Origin of the sequence: Streptococcus sp. 343_SSPC (genome assembly GCF_001072385.1) — a bacterium.
GTDB lineage: Bacteria > Bacillota > Bacilli > Lactobacillales > Streptococcaceae > Streptococcus.
Genome location: NZ_JVKU01000026.1, coordinates 101,702 through 123,755 on the forward strand (window position 1 = coordinate 101,702; position 22,054 = coordinate 123,755).

21 protein-coding genes are annotated in these 22,054 nt (G+C 44.2%); 18 read left to right on the forward strand and 3 right to left on the reverse strand.

Features of this window, described 5'->3' with window-relative positions:
- Positions 1-27 precede the first annotated feature (27 nt).
- Positions 28-1,221 carry a cation diffusion facilitator family transporter gene (locus ADH27_RS08140; protein WP_048717246.1) on the reverse strand — a complete coding sequence of 398 codons (1,194 nt, stop codon included), beginning with the start codon at positions 1,219-1,221 and terminating at the stop codon, positions 28-30.
- A gap of 190 nt (positions 1,222-1,411) precedes the next feature.
- Between ADH27_RS08140 and pcrA the strand changes: the two genes are divergently transcribed.
- From pcrA to ADH27_RS08160, 4 genes are all read left to right on the forward strand, one after another.
- Positions 1,412-3,697 (forward strand): DNA helicase PcrA, encoded by a 2,286-nt coding sequence (pcrA, locus tag ADH27_RS08145; protein ID WP_048717361.1) that lies wholly within the window; start codon positions 1,412-1,414, stop codon positions 3,695-3,697.
- A gap of 337 nt (positions 3,698-4,034) precedes the next feature.
- Positions 4,035-5,306 carry a DUF2130 domain-containing protein gene (locus tag ADH27_RS08150; protein ID WP_009732651.1) on the forward strand — a complete coding sequence of 424 codons (1,272 nt, stop codon included), beginning with the start codon at positions 4,035-4,037 and terminating at the stop codon, positions 5,304-5,306.
- 9 nt (positions 5,307-5,315) lie between these two features.
- Positions 5,316-5,759, forward strand: a complete 444-nt coding sequence (locus tag ADH27_RS08155) for a GNAT family N-acetyltransferase (protein WP_048717248.1) — start codon at positions 5,316-5,318, stop codon at positions 5,757-5,759.
- A 32-nt stretch (positions 5,760-5,791) separates the two neighbouring features.
- Entirely contained in the window at positions 5,792-6,592 is an 801-nt protein-coding gene (locus tag ADH27_RS08160; protein ID WP_048717249.1) for an alpha/beta fold hydrolase, read from the forward strand.
- Positions 6,593-6,629: 37 nt separating this feature from the next.
- On the opposite strand, the gene ADH27_RS08165 is transcribed toward ADH27_RS08160, so the two are convergent.
- Positions 6,630-7,946 carry an FAD-containing oxidoreductase gene (locus ADH27_RS08165; RefSeq protein WP_048717251.1) on the reverse strand — a complete coding sequence of 439 codons (1,317 nt, stop codon included), beginning with the start codon at positions 7,944-7,946 and terminating at the stop codon, positions 6,630-6,632.
- Between the two features lie 181 nt (positions 7,947-8,127).
- Between ADH27_RS08165 and truB the strand changes: the two genes are divergently transcribed.
- The 13 genes from truB to ADH27_RS08230 all read left to right on the forward strand — a co-directional run bounded on the left by truB (position 8,128) and on the right by ADH27_RS08230 (position 20,572).
- Positions 8,128-9,024, forward strand: coding sequence for a tRNA pseudouridine(55) synthase TruB (gene truB / locus ADH27_RS08170; RefSeq protein WP_048717252.1), 897 nt, complete (start codon positions 8,128-8,130; stop codon positions 9,022-9,024).
- A 4-nt stretch (positions 9,025-9,028) separates the two neighbouring features.
- Positions 9,029-9,946, forward strand: a complete 918-nt coding sequence (locus ADH27_RS08175; protein WP_048717254.1) for a bifunctional riboflavin kinase/FAD synthetase — start codon at positions 9,029-9,031, stop codon at positions 9,944-9,946.
- Positions 9,947-10,073: 127 nt separating this feature from the next.
- Positions 10,074-10,475, forward strand: coding sequence for a Spx/MgsR family RNA polymerase-binding regulatory protein (locus ADH27_RS08180; RefSeq protein ID WP_040803090.1), 402 nt, complete (start codon positions 10,074-10,076; stop codon positions 10,473-10,475).
- Between the two features lies 1 nt (position 10,476).
- Positions 10,477-10,755: a UPF0223 family protein gene (locus ADH27_RS08185; RefSeq protein WP_023026658.1), complete on the forward strand. Its 279-nt coding sequence runs from the start codon at positions 10,477-10,479 to the stop codon at positions 10,753-10,755.
- Positions 10,745-11,518, forward strand: coding sequence for an inositol monophosphatase family protein (locus ADH27_RS08190; RefSeq protein ID WP_048717256.1), 774 nt, complete (start codon positions 10,745-10,747; stop codon positions 11,516-11,518). The genes ADH27_RS08185 and ADH27_RS08190 overlap by 11 nt, the downstream gene beginning before the upstream one ends.
- Positions 11,515-12,819, forward strand: a complete 1,305-nt coding sequence (locus tag ADH27_RS08195; protein WP_048717257.1) for an RsmF rRNA methyltransferase first C-terminal domain-containing protein — start codon at positions 11,515-11,517, stop codon at positions 12,817-12,819. Before ADH27_RS08190 ends, ADH27_RS08195 begins: the two co-directional genes overlap by 4 nt.
- Before the next feature lie 130 nt (positions 12,820-12,949).
- Positions 12,950-13,816 carry a phosphate ABC transporter substrate-binding protein PstS family protein gene (locus ADH27_RS08200; protein WP_048717260.1) on the forward strand — a complete coding sequence of 289 codons (867 nt, stop codon included), beginning with the start codon at positions 12,950-12,952 and terminating at the stop codon, positions 13,814-13,816.
- A gap of 17 nt (positions 13,817-13,833) precedes the next feature.
- Positions 13,834-14,745, forward strand: a complete 912-nt coding sequence (gene pstC, locus ADH27_RS08205) for a phosphate ABC transporter permease subunit PstC (RefSeq protein ID WP_048717261.1) — start codon at positions 13,834-13,836, stop codon at positions 14,743-14,745.
- Positions 14,735-15,619: a phosphate ABC transporter permease PstA gene (gene pstA / locus ADH27_RS08210; protein WP_006596570.1), complete on the forward strand. Its 885-nt coding sequence runs from the start codon at positions 14,735-14,737 to the stop codon at positions 15,617-15,619. The genes pstC and pstA overlap by 11 nt, the downstream gene beginning before the upstream one ends.
- A gap of 11 nt (positions 15,620-15,630) precedes the next feature.
- A complete protein-coding gene (pstB, locus tag ADH27_RS08215) occupies positions 15,631-16,434 on the forward strand; it encodes a phosphate ABC transporter ATP-binding protein PstB (RefSeq protein WP_048689960.1) in 804 nt (267 codons plus the stop codon).
- 36 nt (positions 16,435-16,470) lie between these two features.
- A complete protein-coding gene (gene pstB / locus ADH27_RS08220; protein WP_048717263.1) occupies positions 16,471-17,229 on the forward strand; it encodes a phosphate ABC transporter ATP-binding protein PstB in 759 nt (252 codons plus the stop codon).
- Between the two features lie 14 nt (positions 17,230-17,243).
- Positions 17,244-17,897, forward strand: a complete 654-nt coding sequence (phoU, locus tag ADH27_RS08225) for a phosphate signaling complex protein PhoU (RefSeq protein WP_006596567.1) — start codon at positions 17,244-17,246, stop codon at positions 17,895-17,897.
- Between the two features lie 131 nt (positions 17,898-18,028).
- Positions 18,029-20,572, forward strand: a complete 2,544-nt coding sequence (locus ADH27_RS08230) for a M1 family metallopeptidase (protein ID WP_048717265.1) — start codon at positions 18,029-18,031, stop codon at positions 20,570-20,572.
- A 53-nt stretch (positions 20,573-20,625) separates the two neighbouring features.
- On the opposite strand, the gene ADH27_RS08235 is transcribed toward ADH27_RS08230, so the two are convergent.
- Complete coding sequence (locus ADH27_RS08235) at positions 20,626-21,168, reverse strand: biotin transporter BioY (protein WP_048717266.1); 543 nt, start codon at positions 21,166-21,168, stop codon at positions 20,626-20,628.
- A 210-nt stretch (positions 21,169-21,378) separates the two neighbouring features.
- Between ADH27_RS08235 and ADH27_RS08240 the strand changes: the two genes are divergently transcribed.
- Positions 21,379-21,975 carry a hypothetical protein gene (locus ADH27_RS08240; RefSeq protein WP_048717267.1) on the forward strand — a complete coding sequence of 199 codons (597 nt, stop codon included), beginning with the start codon at positions 21,379-21,381 and terminating at the stop codon, positions 21,973-21,975.
- The last annotated feature ends 79 nt before the right edge of the window (positions 21,976-22,054 follow it).

Consider the following 22,054-nt stretch of genomic DNA (forward strand, 5'->3'; position numbering starts at 1 on the left):
ATTCTTGTTAGATTGAGGTAGAGAGTTCTATTTTTCCTGTTTACTGGTAATTTGGTGAAAGACCTTTTGCCAGTGTTCATGACGCCGCCAGAGACTGGTGTGGATCTGGTTATTTAACTCATAGCGAATCAATTTGGTCTTTTGACTGATGGATTCGATTTCGAAATTCTTAAACGGAATTTGATGTTCTTCCTGCAAACGGACCAGGTCCTCCTTGTGACTTTCTTGGCCATACTCATTGATGAGGGTGAAGTTGTCTGCCAGGAGGGTTTGGTATTCCTGTTGAGCCTGCAAACGTTCCTCATAGGTCTTTAATTTGAGAAGGACATTGTCCAAAATCTCATCTTCAGGGATAGAACTTGGCTCCACATGGACGTCAATGTCAAAGACTCCAAATTTTTCCTTGAGAAGGCGCTCGACCTCTTCGGTAATGGCATGGCTCTCATAAACAGAGAGGTCTGGATTCATTTCAATGACGACATCCAGGTAGATATTGCTTCCGTAGGTTCGTCCCCGTTGGGATTTGACCCGGCTGACCTTTGGCAATTCCAGAATAGCCGCCTTGTATTTATCCAGGAGACTTTCATCAAACCCATCAGAGAGGCTGAAGGAGGATTCGATGAAAATATCGTAGGCGGTTTTTAGGATAAAGAAGGTGATGACAATGGCCACCAATTGGTCCACAATGGGGTAGTTGAGAGCGCTAGCCCCAATCGCAACAGAGGTTCCTAAAGAAGTGACCACGTCAGACAGGTTATCTTTGGCAGCTGCATTGAGGGCCTTGGATTGGGCTTTCTTGGCTAAAGTGCGGTTATGAAGATAGACCGCAAACATGACAAGGGCTGACCCAACTCCAACAATGGCTCCTAAAGGATCAATAACAGTTGTTTCCCTGCTGAGAATTTTTTGAACCGTATCTCGTAGGACATCAAAGCCCACATAAAACATGATGATGGACGTCACCAGGCTAGCTAGATCTTCGATCTTCCAATGACCGAACCGGTGGTCACGGTCAGCTGGCTGGCGGGCTAAGCGAATGCCAATGAGAAGGGCGACATTGCTGATAATATCGGATAAGTTATTAAAACCATCAGCGACCAAACTGGAGGAGTGAAGAAGATGGCCTGTTGCTAATTTAGCTGCGGAAAGAATCAGGTAGGCGACAATACTGATCAGTGCTCCACGTTCGGCTAGTTTTAAATTACTTTGTGATTTTTCCACGAGTCCCTCCTTACTTTTCGTTTTTATTTCATTCGTTTCCTCGTTTTCCTTTGATAAAGAAAAACGTATCTTCTTAAAGATTCATTATAGACTTTTTACGCTTAAAATTCAAATGAAGCCGACCATTTTCTCAAGGAGAAAGAGGCAAATTGTGGTATAATAGAACGATTGAATGAACGAGGAGTATGAGATGAATCCTTTATTGAATGGTATGAATAATCGCCAAGCAGAGGCGGTCCAAACGACAGAAGGTCCCCTCTTGATCATGGCGGGGGCAGGTTCTGGTAAGACACGTGTCTTGACCCATCGGATTGCTTACTTGATTGATGAAAAAATGGTCAATCCTTGGAATATTTTGGCCATTACCTTTACCAATAAAGCCGCTCGGGAGATGAAAGAGCGAGCTTACCAGTTAAATCCAGCCACCCAAGATTGCTTGATCGCCACCTTCCACTCCATGTGTGTGCGTATCCTTCGACGCGATGCGGATCACATTGGTTACAATCGTAACTTTACCATTGTCGATCCAGGTGAGCAGCGTACACTGATGAAACGTATTCTCAAGCAGTTAAACTTGGATCCTAAGAAATGGAATGAACGAACCATTTTGGGAACTATTTCCAATGCCAAGAATGACTTAATTGATGAAGTGGCCTATGCTGCCCAAGCGGGAGATATGTATACTCAGATCGTAGCCAAGTGCTATGAGGCTTACCAAAAGGAACTCCGTCAGTCAGAAGCGGTGGACTTTGATGATTTGATCATGTTGACCTTGCGTCTCTTTGACCAGCATCCTGATGTGCTGACCTATTACCAGCAGAAGTTCCAATACATCCATGTGGATGAGTACCAAGATACCAACCATGCCCAATACCAGTTGGTCAAACTCTTGGCTTCACGTTTTAAAAATATCTGTGTCGTTGGGGATGCGGACCAGTCTATTTATGGCTGGCGGGGAGCGGATATGCAGAATATCCTGGACTTTGAGAAGGATTATCCTGATGCCAAGGTCGTTTTGTTAGAGGAAAATTACCGCTCGACTAAGACGATCTTGCAAGCAGCCAATGACGTCATCAAAAATAATCGGAACCGCCGTCCGAAGAATCTTTGGACCCAAAATGCAGACGGTGAAGAGATTGTTTATTACCGGGCCAATGATGAGCAGGATGAAGCGGTCTTTGTTGCCAAAACCATTGAAGAGCTCAGTCGCGAAGCTGGCTATAAGCATCGTGATTTTGCGGTTCTCTACCGGACCAATGCCCAGTCACGGACCATTGAAGAAGCACTGCTCAAGTCCAATATTCCCTATACCATGGTAGGGGGCACCAAGTTCTACAGCCGGAAGGAAATTCGAGATGTTATTGCTTATTTAAACTTGATTGCTAATCTCAGTGACAATATCAGTTTTGAGCGGATTATCAATGAACCCAAGCGGGGAATCGGGCCAGGTACAGTGGATAAGATTCGTGATTTTGCCCAAATGCAAGGGACCTCACTTCTGGATGCTTCAGCCAATATCATGCTCTCTGGCATTAAAGGAAAGGTTGCCCAAGCCATCTGGGACTTTGCCAATCTCATTCTTGATTTGAGAGAAAAATTGGACCAGATGACCATTACAGAGTTGGTCGAAGAAGTCCTTGACAAGACAGGTTATATGACGGCCCTAACCAATCAGGGAAATCTGGAAAGTCAGGCCCGCATCGAGAATATCCAAGAGTTCCTATCTGTTACCAAGAATTTTGATGAAAATGGCGATTCTGTTGAAGACGAATCAGGTGTGGACACCTTGAGTCGTTTCTTGAACGACTTAGCCTTGATTGCCGATACAGACGATGGAGCGCAAGAGACCTCAGAAGTCACCTTGATGACCCTTCACGCGGCCAAAGGTTTGGAATTCCCAGTGGTCTTCTTGATTGGGATGGAAGAAAACGTCTTTCCTCTTAGTCGAGCGGCAGAGGATCCGGATGAGTTGGAAGAAGAACGTCGTTTGGCTTACGTGGGGATCACGCGGGCAGAGAAGGTTCTCTTCTTGACCAATGCCAATTCTCGTTTGCTCTTTGGGCGGACCAGCTACAACCGTCCGACGCGCTTTATCAATGAAATTAGCTCAGATTTGTTAACCTACCAAGGATTAGCGCGTCCGGCCAACACTAGCTTTAAGGCTTCTTATAGCAATGGTGGCGGAACGACCTTTGGAAAAGGCATGAGCCTGTCACAAGCCCTTCAAGAGCGCAAAAGACAAGCAGCCCCAAGTACCCTCACGTCCTCAAGCCTCCCCTTTGGCAATAGCAACCGTTCTAGCGCCAAAGAAAGTGTCGCTTGGGCCATTGGTGATATTGCCATTCACAAGAAGTGGGGCGAAGGAACTGTCCTAGAAGTCTCTGGTAGTGGCAATATCCAAGAGCTCAAGATCAACTTCCCAGAAGTGGGTCTCAAAAAACTCTTGGCCAGTGTTGCTCCGATTGAGAAGAAATAAACTAAAGCCAGTAAGCCTAGCTTGCTGGTTTTGTCCTTTTATCAACTTCCCTTAGGTGAGGACGGACGGTAGCGACTCCCTTTGGGATTCCATACCTTAGATTTGAGCCTTCCGTCTCAAATCTACCGAGCAGGAGAAACAAATCTGTTTCTCCTGCTTTTCTCACAGCGGGAAGTTTCAATGGTCATCGTTCTGCTTTCTCAAATGCACTCATTTACTCTATTCATTGCCATAAACTTAATTGTGGAGGGAAATAGTAGGAGCAAGCCTCGTTTGCTGGTTTTGATTTTACAGGTGGCATGATATAATATACTAAGAATAGAGAAAGAGGCATACTATGAACGAAATCAAGTGTCCCAACTGTGGGGAAGTCTTTACAGTCAATGAAAGTCAATACAGCGAACTCTTGTCACAGGTACGGACAGCTGAGTTTGACAAGGAAATTCATGAGCGGATTCGGCAAGAGTTGGCTTTGGCTGAGCAAAAGGCCCTCAATGAGCAACAAGAGAAGTTAGCCAAGAAGGATCAAGAAATTGCCCAGTTACAGAACCAGATTCAACAGTTTGATACTGAAAAAGAATTGGCCAAAAAAGAGGTGGAGCAAACGGCTAGCCAAAGCCTGCTAGAGAAAGAAAAAGAAGTGCAGGCACTGGAGAATCAATTGGCCACCTTGCGCTTGGAGCATGAGAACCAGCTGCAAAAGACTTTATCTGCACTGGAAAAAGAGCGAGACGAGGTTAAGAATCAGCTAGCCTTGCAAGAAAAGGAAGCAGCACTCGCCCAGACTTCTCTCAAAGAGCGCTATGAGGTAGAGCTGCGGCAGAAAGACGAGACCATAGAGTTCTACAAGGATTTCAAAGCTAAGCAGTCTACTAAGATGATTGGTGAGAGTTTGGAACAGCACTGCGAGTATGAGTTTAACAAGAATCGTATGGCTATGTTTCCACGAGCTGAGTTTGGCAAGGACAATGATGCCAGAACTGGCAGCAAGGGTGACTACATTTACCGTGAGGTGGATGAAAATGGTGTAGAAATCCTCTCTATCATGTTTGAGATGAAAAATGAAGGCGATGAGACAGCGACCAAGAAGAAAAACGAGCATTTCTTCAAAGAGCTGGATAAGGACCGGCGGGAGAAAGGTTGCGAGTATGCTATTCTGGTGACACTTCTTGAGGCTGATAGCGAGCTCTACAATTCGGGTATTGTCGATGTGTCCTACGTCTATGAGAAGATGTATGTTATCCGGCCTCAGTTCTTCTTGCCCATGATTACCCTCTTGCGCAATGCGGCTCTTAACTCTCTTAAATACAAGCAAGAACTAGCACTTATCCGTGAGCAAAATATTGACATCACCCACTTTGAAGAAGATCTAGACGCCTTCAAGGTTGCCTTTGCTAAGAACTACAATTCAGCCTCCGTCAACTTCGGTAAGGCCATCGATGAAATCGACAAAGCCATCAAGCGGATGGAAGAAGTCAAGAAATTCTTGACCACATCAGAAAATCAACTTCGCCTCGCTAATAATAAGTTGGATGATGTATCAGTCAAAAAATTGACCCGCAAAAATCCAACCATGAAAGCTAAATTTGATGCTCTGAAAGGAGAATAGGAGGATCCTATGCAGATACGAAAAGCAACCATAAAAGATGCTGAAGCCCTACTGTCTTTATACGAAGACTTGGGCTATCCAACGACCGCTTCTAAGCTGTCTCGACGTTTAGAAATGATTCTTTCTCAACCACATTATGGCTGTCTTCTAGCTGAAAGAAACGGAGAAATTTTAGGTTTCTTAGGTTATGCAAAACTCTTCTTTTTTGAAGCAGATGGATCTTACTATCGTATTTTAGCTTTGTCAGTTGCAAAAGAAACAAGACGACAAGGAATTGCTAGTAGGCTAATCGATGAATTGAAAAAACAAGCGGTAAAAGAAGGAGTTGAGGCACTGGCTTTAAATAGTGGATTAACCGCTGAACGAAATGCTGCACATCAGTTTTATCAGGCAGTTGGATTTGAAAAAGTGACTGCCGGCTTTGCCTTGCATTTAAAAACTCAACCTAAATAAATCATGGAAAAAATAGTAGAGGGAACGAAGTAATGTCTTCAACAAAAGGGAAAACCTTATATTTTAACGAAAAGAGCATGGACTATGTGACCTTTGGTAAAGGTAAGCAACCATTAGTGATCATACCAGGCTTGGGGGATGGGCTTCAGACCGTTAAAGGAAAGGCCCAGCTCTTTTCCTTCTCTTATCGTCTCCTTGCTAAGCGATATAAAATCTATGTTTTTTCTCGAATCAATGAGCTGAGGCAGGGCTATACGACGCGGGATATGGCAGCAGATGTAGCAGAAGCAATGGAGACACTAAACCTAGATACCGCTTATGTTATGGGGATTTCACAAGGTGGAATGATTGCCCAATGGCTAGCTGCGGATTTCCCTGAAAAGGTTCAAAAGCTCATTTTAGCCGTGACCACTGCAAAACCTAGTCAACTTGCTAGAGAACGAATTGAGCATTGGCAAAAACTTAGTCAATCTGGAAATTTTAAGCATCTCATGCTGGATATTGCCAAGCATTCCTACACGCAAAAGAGCTATCAAAAGTGGCGGTTGCTTTATAATATCATGGGTCGCTTGGGGCGAATCAAAGATGAAAATAGAATAGCCATTCAGTCTCAGTCTTGCCTGGAACATAATAGCCTTGAGGTCTTAAAAGAAATTCATTGTCCGACCCTGATCCTTGGTGCGCTTGAAGATGATGTGATTGGTATGGACGGATCCAAGGAACTGGCAAAAGCGATTTCGGGTTGTCAGCTCCTTATTCTAAAGCATTCTGGGCATGCTCTTTATGAAGAAAATAAAGCATTTCAAGAGGCTGTCTGTGAATTCTTAAACTAAAAAACGCTGGAAAAATTTTCCAGTGTTTTTATTCTATTTAAATCGCAAAGAGATCGTTTAGGTTTTCTGCCATGGTTGGGTGGGTAAAGATTTGTTTTGCGATGTAAGTATAAGGGATCTTGTTGTCCATAGCCATGGTAATCAGGTTGATGAGTTCGCCTGCAGCTTCTCCAAAGAGAGTTGCTCCAAGGATTTCTTTGGTTTCTGGGTTGACCACGGCTTTGAAGGCACCTCGAAGATCTGCATTAACATGTCCACGAGGCATGGCAGCAACTGGCAATTCTTTAACAGCAACTGGAAGCCCTTTGTCACGTGCTTCTTGCTCAGTCAAGCCGACTTGGGCAAGTGGAGGAGCAATGAAGAGTGTTGTCGCATAATTGTTACGAGTTTCGAGATTGTAGCTACCATCACCTGTGAGATAGTTGAAGACAATGCGGAAGTCATCGAGTGACATGTAAGTGAATTGAGGACCACCATTGACATCCCCAACTGCAAAGACACCAGGGACGCTGGTTTCCAAATGACGGTTGACTTGGATTGCCCCACGATCAGTGACTTGGATATCTGTGTTTTCAAGACCAAGTCCAACTGTGTTTGGCTTCCGTCCTGTTGCGTAGAGAAGGATATCGAACTCGAAGTCTCCCTTATCCGTTACAACGGTTAAGCTGTTTTGGCCATCTTTGATTTCTTGGGTATGAACGCCTTGCAAGAATTGAATACCATCTTCTTCCAGGTAGCCTTTTGCAAGAGCTGCGATGCTTGGCTCGATCCGTGGCAAGAATGCTTCAGAAGCATCCAATACTGTTACTTGGCTACCCAAGGTATTGTAGAGGTGGGCGAATTCCAATCCGATTGGTCCACCACCAAGGACGCCCAGGCGTTTTGGTAGGTTTTCCAAACGTTGAATACCGGTTGAATCCACTGCAAATTTACTTTCAGCCAATCCTGGGATTGGAAGGATAGTTGGCACAGCACCAGTATTGATAATAATGGTTTCAGCTGTCAATTCTTCCTTTTCATCTCCAACTTGAATTTCGATGACCTTGTTGGACACAAAGCGGGCTGTCGCATCGATAATGTCTACACCCGTTCCAGCAATCGTTGCGTAGTTCTTGCCGTTGAGACGAGTAGTGACCGCATTTTTTTCACTCATAGCTTGTTCAAAATCCAAGCCTTTTTCCGCTGCGACGATCAAGGTCTTAGTTGGAATACAAGCGATATTGATACAAGTACCACCATACATAGACTTGCTCTTTTCAATCAGAGCGACTTTTTTTCCTTGGCTTGATAATTTCGCTGCAAGAGTTTTACCAGCTTTACCAAATCCAATCACAATAACATCATACATTAACATATGTTACACCTTCTTTCGCTTTCTATTGTATCAAACCCATTTTAAAAAGTCTGAAATCTGCTACGGGATTTTTTGGAAGCTCATCAGGAAGGGGGAAACAGGGACAAGAAGTCTCGTTTCATGGTATAATAAAGGGTCGGTGGCCCGGATGGTCACACATGAGTTAGAAAGAGCAAATCAGATGGACGGAATTATCAACTTAAAAAAAGAAGCAGGAATGACCTCCCATGATGCGGTTTTTAAACTGAGAAAAATCTTAGGTACCAAGAAGATTGGCCATGGGGGAACGCTGGATCCTGATGTGGTGGGAGTGCTTCCGATTGCAGTTGGCAAGGCGACCCGGATGGTCGAATTTATGCAAGATGAAGGCAAGGTCTATGAGGGCGAAATCACTTTGGGATTTTCTACCACAACGGAGGATGCCAGCGGGGATGTCCTAGAGCGAACCCCAGTGGAAGCACCTTTAGATGCAACAGAGGTGGACCGTATGATTGCCCAGATGGTGGGAGAGATGGAGCAGGTGCCGCCTATGTATTCAGCGGTCAAGGTCAATGGGCGTAAGCTCTATGAATATGCGCGGGCAGGAGAAGAAGTGGAACGTCCTGTCCGACAGGTGACGATTTATGAATTCACGCGCACCAGTGAGATTAGCTATGAAGAAAGTCTAGCCCGTTTTCGTTTCCGAGTTAAATGCAGCAAGGGAACCTATATCCGGACCTTGTCGGTGGACCTTGGTCAAAAACTGGGCTATGCGGCTCACATGTCCCACTTAACACGAACCAGTGCTGCCGGTTTGTCACTGGATGATGCCCTGACCTTAGAAGAAGTGGCTGAAAAAGTGGGGCAAGGAGATTTGAGCTTCCTTCGCCCACTTGAGATTGGCACCGGAGATCTGGAAAAAGTAGAGCTGACAGTAGAAGAGGTCGGCGAAGTCCAAGTGGGACGCTTTATTCCAGTTGAGAGCGAAGCCAGGGAGTTGGCTGCTTTTTACCAAGGGAAATTGGTAGCCATTTTGGAGAAAAGGGAAGAACTTTACAAACCTCGCAAGGTTTTTCTGACAGAAAGTGTGTTACAATAAATTTATGAACATTTGTTATGTAACTAGTGAAAAAGAAATAAAAGCTCAAGCAGATACCGTTCTTGTCTTGGGCTATTTTGACGGTCTCCATCGAGGGCACCAGGAGCTCTTTCGGACAGCTCGCACCATTGCCGATGAGCAAGGACTTCGAGTAGCTGTCTTGACCTTTCCAGAATCTCCAAAGCTAGCTTTTGCCCGTTACCAACCAGAACTACTCCTCCATCTCCAAAACCCAGAGGAACGCTTTAAACGGATGGAAGAACTTGGAGTCGATGATCTATATCTTATCGATTTTACCAGTGATTTTGCGGCTCATACGGCCCAAGAATTCGTTGCGGCCTACCTAACTGCACTTCGGGCGCGTGTCTTAGTGGCAGGTTTTGATTATAGCTTTGGTAGCGACAAGAAAGTAGCTAGTGATTTGGGAACCTATTTTAAGGGTCAAGTCATCGTCGTTCCACCTGTCCTAGACCAGGACGAAAAAATTAGCTCAACTCGTATTCGGCAGGCCATTGCATCTGGCCAGGTCAAAGAAGCAGCTGATCTTTTAGGTTATCCCTTATCCAGTCGTGGCATTGTAGTCCATGGGGATGCACGGGGTCGCACCATTGGTTTTCCAACAGCCAATCTGGCGCCTATCGATCGCACCCATCTTCCTCAAGATGGTGTTTATGTCGTCGAAGTAGAAGTGCTAGGGAAACGTCACCGGGGGATGGCCTCTGTAGGGAAAAACTCGACCTTTGATGGGACGGAACTTCGCTTTGAAGCCAATATCTTTGATTTTTCAAAAGATATTTATGGACATACGATTCGGATTTTTTGGTTAGACAAGATTCGAGAAATGGTCAAATTTGACAGTGTAGAAGCCCTCGTCGAGCAACTGCATCAGGACGAGATCCTGGCTCGTCAATGGACCAGATAATTTTTGTTAGAAATTCTCCCTTAAGGGGAGAATTTTCTTTGTCTAAATTAAAAAATCACTATGCAAGCGCGGAATAATTTTGTATAATAGAGTCAGCTAAGTGTGTCCAAAAAAAGAAGAGAAGAACATGATTACATTATTTTTGTCTCCGAGTTGTACATCCTGTCGAAAGGCCCGGGCTTGGTTAGAAAAACATGAGGTTCCTTTTAAGGAACACAATATTATGACGAGTCCTTTAACAACTGAGGAGTTGCGTAATATTTTAGCTCTAACTGAGAACGGTACAGACGATATTATTTCAACTCGTTCTAAAATTTTTCAGAAGCTAAATGTTGATGTAGAGGATTTATCGATTTCTGCTTTGATCAAGTTGATTGAGGAAAATCCTAGTCTTTTGCGTCGCCCAATTATTCTAGATAAGAAACGGATGCAAATTGGTTTTAATGAGGATGAAATCCGTGCATTTCTCCCTCGAGGATATCGTAAGGAAGAGTTAAGATCTGCTACATTAAGAGCGGAGATCCATTAATATGAATAAGAATTATAGTTACCCACTCGATTTATCGTGGAGCACTGAAGAGCTTGCTTCGGTGCTTTCTTTTTTTAATCAGGTTGAACAAGCCTACGAACAAAAGGCAGATGCCCGCATCTACCTAGAAGCCTATAAGGCCTTTAAGAAAGTTGTCCCAAGTATTGGCGAAGAAAAGCGTCTGGGCAAAGAATTTGAAGAGGTCAGCGGCTACTCACTTTATCGTGCAACCAAAGTTGCGAAAGAAAAAGGGGAAGGATGGTTTTCGATTGATCAATAAATTAGAATTTGCTAAGACCATTGTCAAAGAAGCAGGAAGCTATCTTAGAGAACACCTGCATGACCAGCTAGCAATCACAGTCAAAACAAATCCGACGGATTTGGTGACTCAAATGGACCAAGAAGTGCAAGCAACCCTGGTTGGCAAGATTTTAGAAGCCTATCCAGAAGACCACATTTTTGCGGAAGAGGATGATCTTCGTGCACCTATTTGTTCCGGTAAGGTCTGGGTGATTGATCCCATTGATGGGACCAATAATTTTGTGACCCAAAAAGAAGACTTTGCTGTTATGGTTGCTTATTTTGAAGAAGGGATTGGCCAGTTTGGCTTGATTTATGATGTCATGCGGGATCATCTCTTTTTTGGTGGAAAGGATTTTGGAGTCTTTTGTAATGAGCAAGAACTGCAACCCTTTCAAAATCGTCCCCTTAGTGATTTATTAGTGGCTTCCAATGTTGGTATGCTCAAGTCCAACGCTTGGGGCATGGCGGATCTGGGGGCAGAATGCTTAGGAATTCGGGTTTATGGGAGTGCTGGTATCAGCTTTACCAAGATTTTATCCGGTGGTATTTTAGGCTACTTCAGCTATATCTGGCCATGGGACTATGCAGCAGCAGCCATCATGGGCGAGTGCCTAGGTTACTCTGTTTTGACTCTAGAAGGAAAAGAACCCAACTATGAGACCTTGGAGCCCATCATGATGGTGCCAACTTGTAAATTAGATGAGATTCAACCCTTTTTGAAGAAAGGAACACACGCATGACCTTTCCTCAAGGATTTAAAGAAAAATATGATCAACTACTTGGAGAGGAGGCTGAGGCCTTCTTTCAAACCTTTGACGAGCCGGCCGTATCTGCCTATCGGACTAATCCATTAAAGGCGGAGCAAATCAGTGGAGATGACCCTATTCCAGGCATGCCTTGGAGTTACTATGGCAAGGTGTCGGGTAAATCCGTTGCCCATGTCACTGGACTGGTCTATTCGCAAGAACCGGCTGCCCAAATGGTAGCCCAAGTAGCCCATCCAAAACCAGGTATGAAGGTCTTGGATCTTGCGGCAGCACCGGGTGGCAAGACAACCCACTTGCTCTCTTATTTAGACAATCAAGGACTCCTTGTTTCCAATGAAATCCACAAGGGGCGCTCCAAGATTCTGGTCGAGAATGTCGAACGCTTTGGAGCCCGTAATGTCGTGGTGACCAATGAATCAGCCAATCGCTTGGCTAAGGTTTTCCCAGCCTATTTTGATTTGATTGTTTTGGACGCACCATGCTCTGGTGAAGGAATGTTTCGAAAGCAGCCAGATGCTATGGACTATTGGCATCCTGATTATCCAGCCCAATGTGCTGGTCTCCAGAGAGAAATCTTAACAGATGCCCTCAAGATGCTTGCACCAGGGGGGCAGCTGGTTTATTCGACTTGTACCTGGGCACCAGAAGAAAACGAAGAAATTGTCTCTTGGCTCTTAGACGAATATGAGCTGGAATTGCTACCGATTGAAAAAATCAATGGCATGGTAGAAGGGATCGGCCATCCTGAAACAGCTCGGATGTACCCTCATCGTTTCAAAGGGGAAGGGCAATTTGTTGCTAAATTCCATTATCAGGGAGAGCCTGAAGTCAAGAAGATCAAGGAAGGCCGTTCCAATCTAACGGCTGAGCAGAAAAAGTTGTGGCAAGCTTTTGCCAAGGACTGCTTGGCCATGGACTTGGAGGGCCTCTACCAATGTTTTGGAGATCAGCTTTATCTATTGCCGGTTGGACTTCCTGATTTGAAAAAGGTCAAGATTGCTCGCAATGGCTTGCACCTTGGAACCTTCAAGAAAAATCGCTTTGAACCTAGCTTTGCCTTAGGCCTAGCTCTGAAGCCAGAGCAAGTGAAGAAAGCGGTCAGCTTATCAGATCAAGACTTCATCAAGTACGCAGCTGGGGAGACCATTCAACTGGAGCAGGACTATACCAATGGATGGTATCAAGTCTTAGCTGGAGGCAATGGTTTAGGCTTTGCTAAAGTAACGGGCCGTACCTTGAAAAATTTCTTTCCAAAAGGCCTGAGATTTAGATAAATTATTAGGAAATGCGGTCTTTCTATGTTATAGTGGAAATAGAGTGATTCTTGCTAGAATACTAGAAGATGACCAAGTGTTTAGAGATAAAATTTAAACGATATTTGATTATGATTCAAGGAGACTTACATTGAATAAATGCAAAAAGCTAGTCCTTGGGCTAGCAACAGTAGCACTTGCAGTTTCTCTATCTGCCTGTGCATCTTGGATTGACCGTGGAGAAGCGATTACAGCTGTTGGATCGACAGCTCTACAACCCTTAGTTGAAGGGGTAGTAGATCGTTATATAGAAGAACATCCCGGTAAGATTGTCAATGTCCAAGGGGGTGGATCTGGTACAGGTCTGTCTCAGGTCCAATCAGGAGCTGTCGATATTGGAAATAGTGACCTCTTTGCGGAAGAAAAAGATGGCATCGATGCTTCTAGCTTGGTAGACCATCAAGTAGCAGTAGCGGGAACAGCCATTATTGCCAATAAGAATATTTCTGTTGACGATTTAACAACCGAACAATTGCGTAAGATTTTTACTGGTGAATATACCAACTGGAAGCAATTGGGTGGTGAGGACCTGGAAATTACCATTGTGAACCGGGCTGTAGGATCTGGTAGCCGTGCTGTGTTTGATGATATCATCATGAATGGGAAAGATCCAAAACAAGCTCAGGAACAAGATTCAAATGGAATGGTGAAAAACATTGTTTCCCAGACTCCAGGTGCCATTTCTTATTTGGCCTTTACCTACGTGGATGATAGTGTTAAAACCATGAAGTTAAATGGCTATGAACCAACTAAGGAAAACGTGGTGAACAATAACTGGCCAATCTGGTCTTACGAACATATGTATACCAAGGGAGAGCCAAGTAAATTGGCTAAGAAATTCTTGGACTACATGATGACAGATGAGGTCCAGCAGGAAATCGTTGGTAAGATGGGCTATATCCCAATCAATGATATGAAAGTCAGCCGTGATCTTGACGGTAATATTACGAAGAAATAAGAAGAATTAGGTAAAACATGAACGAAGTAGCAAAAAAAATGCTCGCAAAGTCCAATAATTCTCGGTTGGAAAAATTTGGTAAAACCATTACTTTCTGCTGTATGAGTTTGATTGTCTTTGTCGTAGCTTTGATTTTGATTTTTGTAGCCCAAAAGGGATTATCGACCTTCTTTGTCAACAAGGTCAATGTCTTTAGTTTCCTTTTCGGATCCACATGGAATCCATCTGGAAAAGAATTTGGTGCTTTGCCAATGATCTTGGGTTCCTTCATTGTAACCCTTTTGTCAGCCTTGGTGGCGACACCTTTTGCCATCGGTGCAGCAGTCTTTATGACAGAAGTTTCTCCTAAGGGTGCTCGCCTCTTACAACCAGCCATTGAATTGTTGGTAGGGATTCCTTCTGTTGTATACGGATTTATTGGTTTGCAAGTGGTGGTTCCATTTGTTCGTTCCATCTTTGGTGGGACAGGATTTGGGATCTTGTCAGGGGTCTTTGTCCTCTTTGTCATGATTCTTCCAACTGTGACCTTTATGACAACAGACAGCTTACGGGCAGTGCCTCGTCACTATCGGGAAGCGAGTATGGCTATGGGAGCGACTCGTTGGCAAACGATTTGGCATGTCACCTTAAAGGCGGCTCGCTCAGGTATTTTTACAGCAGTTGTCTTTGGAATGGCCCGTGCCTTCGGTGAAGCCTTGGCTATTCAGATGGTGGTCGGAAACTCAGCGGTTGTTCCAAATTCTTTAACAACGCCAGCTTCCACCTTGACTTCTATTTTGACCATGGGTATCGGAAATACGGTTATGGGAACTGTTAACAACAACGTTCTCTGGTCACTTGCCTTGGTGCTCTTGCTGATGAGTTTGGCATTCAACAGCGTTATCAAATTGATTACGAAAGAAAGAGGTAAGAAGAACTATGCACGCTAAAAAAATAGATAAGATAGCGACAGGGGTTCTCTATGCAATTGCTGGAATTATTGTCACTATTCTTGCTTCTTTGATTCTCTATATTCTGGTTAGAGGGTTGCCGCATGTGTCTTGGACCTTCTTGACCAGCAAATCCTCTTCTTACCAAGCAGGTGGAGGGATTGGGATTCAGCTCTATAATTCCTTCTTCCTCTTAGTCATTACCTTGATTATTTCCTTCCCACTTTCATTAGGGGCAGGGATCTACTTGTCAGAGTATGCCAAGAAAGGCCCATTGACCAATTTGGTTCGGACCTGTATTGAAATCTTGTCTTCTCTACCATCGGTTGTAGTCGGTCTCTTTGGTTATTTGGTCTTTGTAGTGCAGTTCCAATATGGCTTCTCGATTATTTCTGGAGCCTTGGCTTTGACGGTCTTTAACCTGCCTCAGATGACACGAAACATTGAAGATAGTTTACAAAATGTCCACCATACACAAAGGGAAGCCGGCCTTGCACTTGGAATTTCTCGTTGGGAAACCGTGATTCACGTGGTGGTACCTGAAGCATTGCCAAGTATTATTACGGGTGTCGTACTAGCTTCTGGGCGGATCTTTGGGGAAGCAGCGGCTTTGATTTATACAGCTGGTCAGTCTGCCCCAGCCTTGGATTGGAGCAACTGGAACCTCTTTAGTGTCACCAGTCCGATCTCTATTTTCCGTCAAGCAGAAACCCTAGCGGTCCACATTTGGAAGGTCAATAGTGAAGGAACCATTCCAGATGCGATTGAAGTATCCGCTGGATCGGCTGCAGTCTTGTTGATCTTCATTTTGATTTTCAACTTTGGAGCGCGTAAGCTCGGTACTTACCTCCATAAGAAATTAACCTCAGCATAAAAGGAGAAGAAATGTCAAAGTACAATTGGGATGAGAAACATATCATTACTTTTCCTGAAGAAAAAGTGGTCCTTTCGACCAAAGACTTGCATGTCTACTATGGTTCAAATGAATCTATCAAAGGGGTGGATATGCAATTTGAGAAGAATAAAATCACAGCTTTGATCGGTCCTTCTGGATCTGGGAAATCCACTTATCTTAGAAGTTTGAACCGAATGAACGATACCATTGATATTGCGCGTGTGACTGGGGAAATCTGGTACGAAGGGATTGACGTCAACCGTCCAGATATCAATGTCTATGAAATGAGAAAGCATATCGGAATGGTCTTCCAACGACCAAACCCATTCGCCAAGTCCATCTACCGCAATATTACCTTCCCCCACGAGCGGGCAGGTGTCAAAGACAAGAAGGTCTTGGACGAAATCGTCGAAAAATCTTTGAAGCAAGCAGCCCTTTGGGATCAGGTCAAGGATGACTTGCACAAGTCCGCATTGACCCTCTCTGGTGGTCAACAGCAACGCCTTTGTATTGCCCGTGCCATCTCCGTTAAACCAGAGATTTTGCTCATGGACGAGCCAGCTTCAGCCTTGGATCCTATCGCGACTGCTCAGTTGGAAGAAACCATGCTCGAGTTGAAAAAGGACTATACTATTATCATCGTGACCCACAGCATGCAACAGGCAGCTCGGGCCAGCGATTATACAGGATTCTTCTATCTAGGCGATTTGATCGAGTATGATAAAACAGCCAATATCTTCCAAAATGCAAAACTGCAATCGACCAACGATTATGTGTCTGGTCACTTTGGATAGGATTTGGCAACATTGAAACAACATAAGGATGAAAACATGACAGAACCAATTTTGCAAGTCAAGGACTTGTCGGTTTATTACAATAAGAAAAAGGCACTGAATAGTGTGTCACTGGATTTCACCCCTAAAGAAATCACGGCTTTAATCGGTCCTTCTGGATCTGGGAAGTCTACCCTGCTCAAGGCTATTAACCGGATGGGAGATTTGAACCATGAGGTGACAACGACAGGAACAGTCATTTACAATGGTCACAATATCTATAGTCCTCGGACAGATACAGTAGAACTTCGTAAGGAAATCGGGATGGTCTTCCAACAGCCCAACCCTTTCCCTATGTCTATCTATGACAATGTCACATACGGACTCATGATCAATGGGGTCAAGGACAAGCAAGTCTTGGATGAAGCAGTCGAAACCTCTTTGAAAAATGCTTCTATTTGGGATGAGGTCAAGGATCGTCTCCATGATTCAGCGATTGGGTTATCAGGGGGGCAACAACAACGGGTTTGTGTGGCGCGTGTATTGGCAACCAGCCCTAAGATTATCCTCTTGGATGAGCCGACCTCAGCCTTGGACCCGATTTCTGCTGGAAAGATTGAAGAAACACTTTATGGTTTGAAGGATCGTTATACCATGCTCTTGGTGACGCGGTCTATGCAGCAAGCTAGTCGGATTTCGGATAGAACGGCCTTTTTCTTGGATGGGGACCTCATCGAGTATGATGACACCTCAAAAATCTTCTTGAACCCTGCTCGTAAGGAAACAGAAGATTATGTATCAGGGAAGTTTGGATAAGAAAGGGAAAGTAAATGTTACGCGTACAATTTGAAGAAGATTTAGAAAAGCTTCATAACCAGTTTTATGCCATGGGAAATGAAGTCTTGACCCAGATCAACCGCACGGTTCGAGCTTTTGTCACTCATGACCGTGATCTGGCACGTCAGGTTATCGAAGATGATGCAGAGATTAATGAGTATGAAGTGAAGTTGGAGCGCAAATCCTTTGAGATGATTGCCCTTCAACAACCGGTTTCTCAGGACCTTCGGATGGTGATGACAGTCTTAAAAGCTGTATCTGACGTTGAGCGTATGGGAGACCATGCGGTATCTATCGCTCGAGCAACCATCCGTATGAAGGGAGAACTTCGTAGTAAGGTTGTAGAAGAAGAAATCAGCAAAATGGGTCGAGAAGTCAAAGACTTTGTTGAAGCAACCTTGGAGCTCTACTTAAAAGGGGATGTTGAAACGGCCTATGAAGTAGCAACTCGCGATGAAAAAATTAATGAGTACTATGATCGTATTCAAGAGTTAGCAACGGAAGAAATCAAGCATAATCCTGACTTGATCATTACTGGACGTGATTACTTCCAAGTCATCAACTACTTGGAGCGTATTGGTGATTACGCTAAAAATATCTGTGAGTGGGTTGTCTACTTCGAAACTGGAAAAATTGTGGAATTATAAGAAAAGTAAGTCTGAGGTCATGATCTCAGACTTTTGTCTTTTTGTAGGTCTGGTTTTGCCCCCTCTTACCTTACAGTTAGTAGGATTTATGTTAGAATAGAAGATGAGAAAAAATGAAGAAGGAGTTACTCATGCAAGCAGTTGCACATTTTATTGATACATTTGTACCTGAGCACTACGATCTATTCTTAGATTTGAACCGCTCTAGTAAAACTTTCTCAGGGAAAGTGATCATTAGAGGAGAAGCAAAAGAGACTCGCATCTCTCTTCACCAAAAGGATTTGATCATCGAAACTGTACAAGTAGACGGGCAGGACTGTGCCTTTACAGTCAATGATGAGGAAGAGGCTGTCTTTATCGAAGTTCCTGCTACTGGAAAAGTAAACCTTACCCTCACTTATGCAGGTAAGATCACAGACAATATGACAGGAATTTATCCTTCTTACTACACAGTAGATGGTGTGAAGAAGGAAGTGATCTCTACTCAGTTTGAGAGCCACTTTGCACGTGAAGCCTTCCCAAGTGTGGATGAGCCAGAAGCCAAAGCGACCTTTGATTTGGCTGTGAAGTTTGACCAAGAAGAGGGAGAAATTGTTCTTTCTAACATGCCTGAAATCGATGTGGAAAACCGTAAAGAAACAGGGATTTGGAAGTTTGATACGACTCCACGTATGTCTTCTTATCTCTTGGCCTTTGCGGCTGGAGACCTTCAAGGAGTGACAGCTAAGACCAAGAATGGAACCCTAGTCGGTGTCTACTCTACCAAAGCTCACCCATTAGAAAACTTGGACTTCTCATTGGATATTGCCGTTCGTGCCATTGAATTTTATGAAGACTATTATGGTGTGAAGTATCCAATCCCTCAATCCCTTCATATCGCCCTCCCAGACTTCTCTTCAGGAGCGATGGAAAACTGGGGCTTGGTAACCTACCGTGAAGTTTATCTCCTTGTAGATGAAAACTCGACAGCCCAAAGCCGTCAAACAGTAGCCTTGGTGGTGGCTCACGAATTGGCTCACCAATGGTTCGGAAACCTCGTGACCATGAAATGGTGGGATGACCTCTGGTTGAATGAAAGCTTCGCCAATATGATGGAATATGTCAGCTTGGATGCTATCGAACCAAGCTGGAATATCTTTGAAGACTTCCAAACAACTGGTGTGCCTGCTGCCTTGAAACGCGATGCTACAGATGGAGTTCAATCCGTCCATGTGGAAGTGAAACACCCAGACGAGATCAACACCCTCTTTGACCCAGCAATCGTTTACGCTAAGGGTAGCCGTCTCATGCACATGCTTCGCCGTTGGTTAGGTGATGACGCCTTCCGTAAAGGGTTGAAGATTTACTTTGAAAAACACCAATACGGCAATACCATCGGTCGTGACCTTTGGGATGCTCTTGGGCAAGCTTCAGGTCGTGATGTCGCAGCCTTTATGGATTCTTGGTTGGAGCAACCAGGATACCCTGTTGTCTCAGCTGTTGTAGAAAACGATACCTTGATCATCCGTCAAGAGCAGTTCTTCATCGGAGAAAGAGAAGAAAAAGGCCGTAAGTGGGTTGTTCCATTGAATAGCAACTGGACAGGTATTCCAGATACTTTGGAAACTGAAGTCTTAGAAATTCCAAACTACAGTGCCTTGAAAGCAGCTAACAGCGGAGCTCTTCGCTTCAATACAGAAAATACATCTCACTATATCAGTGACTACCGTGGGGAATTGTTGGAAGACATTCTTGCTGACCTTGCTAGCTTGGATAGTACTTCGAAACTACAAGTGGTTCAAGAACGCCGTCTCTTAGCGGAAAGTGGTCAAATTTCTTATGCAAGCCTCTTGCCAGTGATTGAACACTTGACAGAAGAAACTTCCTTCCTGGTTGTTTCTGCTGTTTCGAGCGTCTTGAGCGGAATTAGTCTCTTTGTGGATGAAGGAACTGAAACAGAAGTAGCCTTCCATGAGTTGTTGAAACGGATGAACCGTTACAACTTCGAACGCTTGGGACTGGAAGCTAAGCCTGGTGAATCAGAAGAAGACGAAAAAGTTCGTCAGCTAATGATTGCTAATATGATCAAGGCCAATGATGAAGCTGCACAAGCACAAGCGAGTGCTATCTTTGAAGCGCACGCAGCTGATTTGGAAAAACTTCCAGCTGCCATTCGCTTGCAAATCTTAGTCAACCAAATCAAACACCAGGAAACCAAGGCGCTTAGCCAACAATATCTGGATACCTATGTGAAGACAGTTGATGGAAACTTTAAACGCCAGTTGGCTGCTGCCCTTTCTTATACCAAGGATGAGGAAACTTTGGAAGCACTATTGAAAGAGTGGAAGAACAAGGATGTGGTGAAACCTCAGGACTTGGCTATGAGCTGGTACTTCAATTTCTTGCACCATGACTTTACCCAAGGAAGAACCTGGACTTGGGCGCGTGAAAACTGGGATTGGATCAAGAAAGCACTCGGTGGTGATATGAGCTTTGATAAGTTTGTCATCTACCCAGCTAACTGTTTCAAGACCCGTGAACGGTTAAATGAATACAAGGCCTTCTTTGAGCCTCAATTGGAGGATATGGCGATTAGCCGTAATATCAAGATGGGAATCAAAGAAATCGCGGCTCGTATCGATCTCATCGAGCGGGAGAAAGCAGCTGTTGAAACAGCCCTTCTAGCAACGAAATAAAGAAAAAGCTCCTAGAGAGGAATCTGCAGGTTTGCAGGCCTCTCTAAGAGTTTTTATTTTTCTTTTTTAAAATATGGGAGATGTTTGAGATTGCGATAGAGTATAACCGCGAAAATCGTTGTCAAAGTCATCTTAATCAAATCTGGTAATACAAAAGGTAGGACGACCAGTTTTACGGTGAGATCCAAACTCTGGTGGGTAATGAGCATAAAACCTAAGGCCCCCCCAATAAAGAGAACGACTTCCCCTAAGGCGTTAGCAAGGAAGATACGAATGGGTTGTCCCTTTTGGCCAGCAAAGATAGAAGTCACCAAAGCTCGAAGAGGGAAGAAGAAAAGGAATCCGGCAGTGGGACCGTAGAAGGCGCTGATGCCTCCGTGACCACCTGAAAAGACGGGAAGGCCAATGGCACCTAAGAGGAGGTAAATGAGAACAGAAAGAGTGGCTTCTGTAGGGCGATAGATGCTAGCAATCAAGCCGATTGCTAAAGTCTGAAGCGTGATTGGAATGGGACCAAGGGGGATTTGAAATGGAGATAGAACAGCAATCAGTGCTGCTCCAAGGGCAATTAATGTCATTGATTCTATTTTTTTCAAAACAGTAAACCTCTCTTTATTTTTATGGTAACTATTCTACAAAAAAGAAGGCAAGCCTGTCAAGTCCTCTATTCAGCTGTGACAATTGTCTCCATCCTCATTTTAGGAAAGTTTAAGAAAAAATTTAGTCACGATTAAGGAAGAATCGGTAAACTATCCCTATCTAAACAAAGGCCTTGTTTAAATAAATATATATAAGGAATTGAAAGAATGCAAGCTTCGAATGAACATAAGCAAGAAAGAACTGAAAAAATGATTGTCGTTAAGAAAAGTCCTAAGTGGTGGGCAACTGCCGCAGCAACAGGAGGACTGATCGTTGGGATGACTGGTGGATTTGGATTGGGAATGTTGGCGACAGCCAATACGAGTCCCCAGCGCCAACAAGCAGCGGTAACTACACAAAATAGTAACCAGCCTGCCCAAAATTCTCAAGGACAAAATAGCCATGGGAATCATCAAGAACAAAATGGACCTTCTAACTCACAAGGTTTTGATGGACAAAATGGCGGACCAGGACAAGGACAAATGAATGGCCAACCACCACAAGGAGAGGGACCACAAGGTGGTCAAGGACAAGATGGATTTGGTGGAGGACCAGGCGGTATGCCACCGCAAGATGGCCAAAACGGTGGACCAGGACAAGGAGATATGAATGGCCAACCACCACAAAATGGAGGGCCTCAAGGTCAACAAGACAAGCAACAAAATGGTAAATCGAGTAAAAAGTCCTCCAAGAAATCCTCTTCGAAAAAATCGTCTAGCAATACAAACAATTCATCAAAGGATGAGACAGGGACAGCAGGCTAAGAAAAAAGTTGAAATCGCTATCTGAATGCTACTGAATAAGGCCTTGTCATGTTATAATAGAGTAGAAAATACTCATCAT